Annotated in this window: 4 protein-coding genes; 1 reads left to right on the top strand and 3 read right to left on the bottom strand. The window is 40.5% G+C overall.

What is annotated here, in order from left to right:
• Positions 1-725, top strand: a 725-nt coding sequence (locus tag QZY09_RS17305; RefSeq protein ID WP_295674397.1) for an acyltransferase family protein, incomplete at its 5' end; no start/stop codon positions are given.
• 273 nt (positions 726-998) lie between these two features.
• On the opposite strand, the gene QZY09_RS17300 is transcribed toward QZY09_RS17305, so the two are convergent.
• The 3 genes from QZY09_RS17300 to QZY09_RS17290 all read right to left on the bottom strand — a co-directional run bounded on the left by QZY09_RS17300 (position 999) and on the right by QZY09_RS17290 (position 5,938).
• Positions 999-1,625 carry a response regulator transcription factor gene (locus QZY09_RS17300; RefSeq protein WP_295674396.1) on the bottom strand — a complete coding sequence of 209 codons (627 nt, stop codon included), beginning with the start codon at positions 1,623-1,625 and terminating at the stop codon, positions 999-1,001.
• 54 nt (positions 1,626-1,679) lie between these two features.
• Positions 1,680-4,724, bottom strand: coding sequence for a two-component regulator propeller domain-containing protein (locus QZY09_RS17295; protein ID WP_295674394.1), 3,045 nt, complete (start codon positions 4,722-4,724; stop codon positions 1,680-1,682).
• A gap of 167 nt (positions 4,725-4,891) precedes the next feature.
• A complete protein-coding gene (locus tag QZY09_RS17290) occupies positions 4,892-5,938 on the bottom strand; it encodes an endo-1,4-beta-xylanase (protein ID WP_295674392.1) in 1,047 nt (348 codons plus the stop codon).
• Between the last annotated feature and the right edge of the window lie 277 nt (positions 5,939-6,215).

Genomic DNA, 6,215 nt, shown 5'->3' with positions numbered 1-6,215 from the left:
CTTTATTACAAGGGATCTTTTCTTTCTCAAACAACTCCATGATTTCGCCAGGCTGGTCATTAACTAATGAATGGGTTGTTTATTTTTTCTTTCCATTAGCGTTTTATCTGACATGGAAAATCAGAAACAAAGCCTGGATGCTCATATTGGTATCAATTATCATATTTATAGCGATAAGCATTTTTAGAAACGATTTTTTAAACTGGGGTAATTCTTATTCATTACAAAAAATTCATGGTTTTAATCCGGTAATTTTATTTACCCGGGGTCCATCAAGTTTTTTACGGACTATTGCCGACTATCTATTGGGTATTTTCGCCTATTTGAGTTTAGAAAGAATAAAAAAACGAGCTGTGTTTTTAAAATACTTAGCCATCCCTTTAGTTGTTTTACTGTTTTTTAAAGAGACGGATATTTTGATAATTCTTTTAATGCCCTTTTTTATGGTTTACATAACAGAAAGAAATGTTATCAATCGATTTTTATCAAGCAAAGTTGTTTACTTTTTAGGCCTTATCTCCTATTCGTTATATGTAAATCACTTTTTATTTATCGACACCTATGATACGATATCAAAACTATTAGGCTTTAGCACTAATAACTACCTTATTATTAGCGCTTACTACGTAGCAATAGGGACATTAGTTTTTAGCACCATCACTTATTATGCAATTGAAAAACCGGCTTTAAAGTATTTAAAAAAAATGGGCGAACGCTTTATTTGAAATTTGCAGATCGGCTGAGACCGAAATGTTCACTTTGGAGGCTGCTTTTTTCTAAGTGCATGGTCTTTAGTCGTAAGTCTGGATACTTTTTTCGTTTGAAGCCGCTAATATCCGGCAGGGCTCATATTTACAAACAGGAGACCTGGTCTCTGCCGAAATTGCGGCGCTCCCGCTACTTTTTAAAAACTAAAAAATAGTAAATGGCTGGCATATTATCGGCATTGACCAATCCTCTCTTTGAGTAAATAAAGGATTGGTACCTGGATCGTTATCCTATATAAGTTTTTCGTTTAGTGCTTTTGCTATTGCTTCCTTACCGCAGTTGACGTGGAGTTTCAGATAAATTTTTTTCAGGTGGGAACGCACTGTATCGAACGCCATATTTAATTCGTCCGCTATTACCTTAATGCTGTTCCCTTTTACCAAAAGTTGTAATACGTCTGTTTCCCGGTCGGTTAAATTGTATAAGTTATCGGTTTTTTGCTGAAACGAGTTGAGCACCTTTCGGGCAATATTTGGCGACATTGGCGCGCCGCCATTCAATACCTCCTGTATTGCGTCAAACAGACGGGCCGGAGGGGTTTTTTTTAACAGATACCCGTTTGCGCCTGCGCAAAGACACTGAAATAACCTTTCGTCGTCTTCAAAAACAGTGTACATAATCACAGCAGTGTCTGGCCGGGTTTGTTTAACCATTGCTACCCCTGATATACCCGTTTTGCCGGGCATATCAATATCCATCAGCACCACATCAGGCGCAAGTTCTTCTATAATTTCCGCCGCCTGGTTACAATTGTTATAATCGCCGGTTACCGTATAATTAGGGTCGCTGTTTAACAGGTAGGCTAAAGATTCCCTCAGGCGATCATTATCTTCAAATAAAACTATACTTACCGGCATGTACGCTAAATTACAGATTAGTATTTAATAGCCTATCACTCATTTGAGTGATTATTACGTAATGGGGACAATGATAGTGACTACAGTGCCTTTATTTATCACTGATAAAACTGTCAGACTGCCCCTCCATTTAGATGCCCTGAGTTTCATGTTTTTTAAGCCATTACGGACCGATGGTTTAGCAGTATCGAAGCCCCGGCCATTATCGCTTATAATCATTTCAAAAAAATGCTGATTTGTCTTCATCTTTATCTCCACATTTGATGCTTCTGCATGCTTATAAACATTATTCACAGCTTCCTTAAATACCAGGTATATATCCTTCCGCTTTTCCATATGAAGTTTCTTGTGCGAAAGCTTTTCATCGACATGGACGTGGTATGCAATATTTGCCCCTTCAAATATCTCTGCAGCATACCTTCGCATCCGCGCAGTTATCTCATCAAAACTGTCATTAAGCGAATTTATGCTCCATACGATATCATCCAAGGATTGATTTGAAGTATTTACTTCCTCGGTTATTCTTTTTAAAAAGTTTTTCGCCTTATCGGGCTCATTGAAGGTAGCCTGGCTCAGTTCGGTAAGAATATTGATATTACTCAAGGTTGAGCCTATATCATCATGCAGGTCTGTTGCTATGCTGTTACGGATAGATTGCAGATGCATCAGCTGCCTTATCCGGTTTAAGTATAATAAATAGATCACCCCTGCAACAAGCACAATAACCGAAATGATAAAAATCCAGCTTTTGTAATAAGGCGTATCTACCGAAAACAGCAAAGTCGCCTCATTTCTGCTCAGTGTCCCGTCTGATAATTGCGCCCTTACCCTGAAAGTGTATTTACCTGATAAAAGATTCGAAAATGTTATCTGCCTGGTACCGCCTGCGGCAATCCAATTTTTACTTAATTCGTTAAGCCGGTAGAAATATTTATTTTGCGGGCCATCTACCAGGTTTACGGCACTATACGCAATGCTGATATTATTGTCGTTAGCGGGAAGGTTGATCGTTGTGGCCGGATTTAAATTATCGCCTGATGAGGTAACAGCGGTAATCAATATTCCAGGTGATCCAAGTGGTTGTAACCATTTATCCGGGTTCAGGCTGTTAAAGGTGTGGCGGGTATTAAAATAGATCTTATTTGCAGCGGCATCGAATTTTACATTAATCACCGGCTCATCTGACAATTGAAAATAACCGCTGAATGAAAAAAAACGGGCTTTGCGAAGGTCCATACAATTCAACCCATTTTTTGTCCCTATCCACAAATGATAATTACTGTCAGCAGCAAGGCTATAAATGGTATTAGATGACAGGCCCCCGGGCATATCATATTTTTCGACGCTATGTTTCAAAATATCAAATTTAACCAACCCCGAATTAGTACCCAGCCACATTTTTCCTTTATGGTCAGCATATAAGGTATTGATTACACCGTTATCAAAATCCGTATTGTACAATGGCGGGAAAATGGAAAACCTGCCTGTTTTCCTTTCCCATTTGACCAGGCCGCGCCCTTCAACGCCCCCCATCCACAAATCGCCGTATTCATCCTCCTCAATAGCGACCGGAAACCTTATTGGCAAATTATTTTCTTTATCAGTTTTTGAATAGATCTTTAAGCTGTGATCTTGCAAATTATAAGCTGCGAGCCCTCCCCCAAAACCGAGCCCCATCCAAAGGATATTTTCCTTATCAGTAAATTGGGTTACTATCGGATCGCTTTCGATCAATTTAGCATTTCCTGGCCAATTCACCAGTTTCAATTGCCTTGTGTCTTCCTTCCACGCGTATACACCTTTTTGCGTGCCTATCCAGTAAGTATCGCTGCCCGCTGCTCTTACATTCCAGGTAATATTAAGTTCACTGTTGTTTTTCCAGAAAAGCGACCTCCAGGGTTCATCTACTTGTTTGGTATAAAACACGCCCCCACCGGTGGTTGTCAAAAAGATCTTTTTATTGACAATAAATATCCCCGCGAGATCAATTCCGCGATGATCATCCGTATATTCCGGCAGTGCCGATGTGGTAACTGCATTTGCTATTAAGGTAAATTTATACAACCCGTTTATGGTACCTATCCAAAGGTTATTTTCGTTATCATACAAGGCACAAATCACGTGTGCGTTGGGCAATAAAACATTACTGCTCAGTCCCTGATTCCCAAACGCTGAAGTATCGCTGTTCCAGTTTACTAATCCTCCGTCGCTCAGCGTGCAGCCCGCAAGGCGGTTGTTTATCAGGCTTATATGGCTGTTAAAATATATTTGCCCTTTGCCCGGCATATGATTAAACGCAGCCCTGGATATCCGGCCGGAGCGTGAATTAAAAAAGAAAACACTATCTACCAAATGCTTAACAAACCAGGCATTCCCCTTATCATCAAATGCAATGTCCCTTACATTCAAATTATCAAGCATAGCCAGGGGAAAACCTTTCTTTTGGGTTAACGGAATGATTTTGCCGTCAGCAGTCGTATAGATATAATATTGAGGCCTTTTGGCGTGTAATAGCCTGAAAAGCACGTTTCCATCAGGCAGTGGCATAATACTTTCCACAAATAATACCCCTGCTACCCCTATTTCCTGTTCACTTAGTCCCCGGGTAACCTGCAGCACCCGCAGCTTTTGATCAAGTTTATAAAGGCAGGTTTGGGAAGCGGCCCAAATATTGTTACCCTTATCAATCTTAACCATCGTAAAATTATTTTCAAAAGGGAACATTTTTGCAGAAGCCGGAACGAGCAGGTTTATAAAGTTATTTGCCCGGGTATTGAAAAGGCACAAACCAGTTGTGGTGGCAACCAATAACCTGTGGCCCGGTAATTTTTGCAATGCCCTGATGTCATTCCCAGGCAACGAAGGATTGGTTTTTGAATGATAGAAATTCTTAAACTCCACCCCGTCATACCGGCTGAGGCCATCATTTGTACCAATCCATAAAAACCCATCCTCATCCTGGCAAATTGAACTGATGGTAGCATCGGGCAGCCCGTCTTTTACAGAGATATATGCAGGCTTAATGTTATCCAGTTTTTGTGACCTTACCGGAAGCATTATGCTATTAAGCAACAAAAACAATATCAGTTGGCGGTACATGTATTCAAAATACCTAAAGATATAATTTTCAGCTCATTCTTTTTATAGATGATGAAATATTTTGCATTAAAGCACTCATTCTGGAACGCTGAAACGAGGAGCGCCACTCAGGGCAACCCGGAAGGAAATTCAAACACAAAAAGCTTTTACAAGTGATAGGTTAATCTTTAAAAATCGACCACTTTCCAATATACTTTTTTGGGTTGAAATTTTTGATCGAACAGCAAAGGGTAGTTTTTTCTCCCATGGACCGGGTAGTTATCGAGCCAGGTGTTCCTGTCAGAGATATTCCAAAAAGTAACTCCGGTTATCACCTCCCTGAATTGGCGGAATGTTTTAAATACTTCAGCAAATTTTTCAATTTGCTTTTTCTCCAGATCAGCGGCATAGGCATCTGATTCTCCGGGCCTAAGCATACGCTGATTTTTTTCCCAGGGATATATGGAGATATCCAGTTCCGTTACCTGTACCTTCAACCCGAGGGACGCAAACTTTTTGATCGTTTCAACCAATTCCTTTTGGCCGGGTTCATATACCGACCAATGCGCCTGGATGCCAACCCCATTGATGGGTACTCCGGCATCAAGCAGTTGTTTTAGCAAACGGTAAACCCGCCCGCGTTTTTCAGGGCGCTCGGTATTGTAATCGTTATAAAATAGTATGGCCCCGGGGTCCGCTTCATGCGCATATTCAAATGCTTTGGCTATAAAATCATCTCCGCAGATCTGGTACCACAGCGAATTTCGCAAAAACTTAGTGCTATCGTCATCAATGGCTTCGTTTACAACATCCCAGGCGTATATTTTTCCCTTATAGCGGTTTACAACGGTGGTGATATGATCTTTTAATCTTTTCAGCAATACCTCTTTGGAAACCGGGTTACCCAAACTATCCCTGAACATCCATTTGGGGGCCTGCTCATGCCAGCAAAGGTTATGCCCCCTAACCTTTAAACCATGTGCCTGTGCAAAAGCCACTATCGAATCCGCATCTTTCCAGTTATACCGGTTTTCCTCCGGGTGGATGGGGCCCATTTTCATGGCATTCTCCGGCGTAAGGCTGTTAAATTGACTGAGTATTAGCGCAACTTCTCCCGGATCCTTAAGATCGGCAGCCGAAACGGCAACACCAACGGGGAAGTAGTTTTTATAATAATCTTTTAACCCTTTTGATTGTACCGGCTGTGATTTTAGCTGCAGTATTGCAGCTAACATAATTATTAAAAAACACCCCTCCCTTTTTAACATAAAAATTACGCTTTAAAAATATTAACCGGTAAAATAATGGATCACAACTACACTAAACCCTTGATTCAACAGCACTATGCAATCGATTACAAACATAATTTAAAATAAACACACCATAATGGGTACAAAGCCCAAAACAGCAATAATAACAGGCTATTTACGCAAGCGTTCCACTTTTGCACACTGTCTAGTCCTGAAATAGGTTTACACATTAAGTAAACCCAAAATGGAGTATAAAAATGTG

It is taken from the genome of uncultured Mucilaginibacter sp., from assembly GCF_903913935.1.
GTDB lineage: Bacteria > Bacteroidota > Bacteroidia > Sphingobacteriales > Sphingobacteriaceae > Mucilaginibacter.
Note: the sequence above shows the minus strand (reverse complement) of the source record. Positions and strands in the feature narration are given on the sequence as shown.